The organism is Streptomyces sp. NPDC002130 (assembly GCF_040296465.1).
In the GTDB taxonomy this organism is placed as follows: Bacteria; Actinomycetota; Actinomycetes; order Streptomycetales; family Streptomycetaceae; genus Streptomyces.
This window is the reverse complement of sequence record NZ_JBEOXI010000728.1, coordinates 1-1605: the sequence shown is the minus strand read 5'-3', so window position 1 is coordinate 1605 and position 1605 is coordinate 1. Positions and strand designations below refer to the sequence as shown.

At 63.8% G+C, this 1605-nt stretch carries 2 protein-coding genes; both read left to right on the top strand.

Annotated elements, in window-relative coordinates:
• Positions 1–621 (top strand): acyl-CoA dehydrogenase family protein (locus ABT116_RS44895; protein ID WP_351646779.1); only part of this gene is annotated, 621 nt, incomplete at its 5' end.
• 39 nt (positions 622–660) lie between these two features.
• Positions 661–1605 (top strand): biphenyl-2,3-diol 1,2-dioxygenase (gene bphC / locus ABT116_RS44890; RefSeq protein WP_351646776.1); only part of this gene is annotated, 945 nt, incomplete at its 3' end.

Genomic DNA, 1605 nt, shown 5'->3' with positions numbered 1-1605 from the left:
ACCGGCTCCAAGGATCTCGTAGTCAAGGATGCGTATGTCCCCGATTACCGCGTCATGGACTGCGACGAGGTCATCGACGGCACGGCAGTGCGCAAGTACGGGCGCACCGAGACGCTGTACCTGATGCCGTGGTCGAACATGTTCCCCCTCGGCATCACTGCCGCCACGATCGGGATCTGCGAGGGAATGCTCTTCCACGCCAACGAGTACCAGGCCGATCGCATCAACGCGCAGGGCACGGCGGTCAAGGACGACCCGTACACCTTGTTTGCCATCGGTCAGGCAACTGCCGACATCCGGGCTGCCCGCGACACCCTGCTTGCCAACGTCGACCGCATGTGGGATCGGGTGGACGCCGGTAAGGAAGTGACCTTCGAGCAGCGCGCCGAGGGACGTCAGACTCAGGTGCAGGCCGCCTGGCGCGCAATCAATGCAATCGATCAGGTCTACCCGCGTTGCGGTGGCAACGCACTACGGATGGACAAGCCGCTCCAGCGATTCTGGCGCGACGCTCACGCGGGGCAGCACCACGCAATTCACGTGCCGGGCACCGTATTCCACGCCGCCTCACTGAGCCGTCTCGGCGCAGATCCGCAGGGTCCGCTGCGGGCGATGATCTGATCAGACTTCGACACGAGAAATCGACAGGAACAGAACACGATGACACACACCGACATCAAGGGACTTGGCTACGTCAAGATCTCGACCAACGACATGGCACGTTGGCGCACTTTCGCTTTCGATGTTCTCGGCTTCGCCAAGGGCAGTGGGCCGGACGAGAACGCCCTCTACCTACGACTCGACGAGCGTGCTGCTCGCATCGTCGTCGTCGAGGGTGAGCGCGACGAGATCGTCAACATCGGTTGGGAGGTCGCCGACCACGCCGCACTGCGCCGCGTTCAGGAGGCCCTCGAGAAGAACGGCACCGAGGTCGAGCAGCTTTCGCTTGCCGAAGCAGATGCTCGACGGGTCGAAGAGGTCATCGCCTTCACCGATCCCGGTGGAGCAGCCATCGAGGTCTTCCACGGAGCGATCCTCGACCACAGCCCCGTGGTGACACCCTTCGGTGCTCGATTCGTCACCGGCTCACAGGGTCTCGGCCACGTCGTACTCCCGGTGATGGACAGTGCTGCGAGCTTCGACTTCTACACCGAGGTGCTCGGCTTCTACCCACGCGGCGCGTTCCGTCTGCCGGCACCGCCCGAATTCGGGCCGCTGCGAATCCGTTTCATGGGCGTCAACGAGCGTCACCACAGCTTGGCCCTGTGCCCGGCACCGCACGGCGGCGCACCCGGCCTGATTCACATCATGGTCGAGGTGGACACCCTCGACGCCGTCGGCCAGGCTCTCGACCGAGTGATGAAGGACGGATTCTCCGTGTCGTCGACCCTGGGTCGTCACACCAACGACAAGATGATCTCCTTCTACGTCCGCGCACCCGGCGGCTGGGACATCGAGTTCGGCACCGAGGGCGCGAAGGTGGATCAGGACTCGTACTCCTCCGAGGAGATCACCGCTGACAGCTACTGGGGCCACGACTGGTCCGACAGCCCGAAGACCACCTTCGGCATCGTGGACTCGGTCGTCGAGGGCAAGAACGTCGCC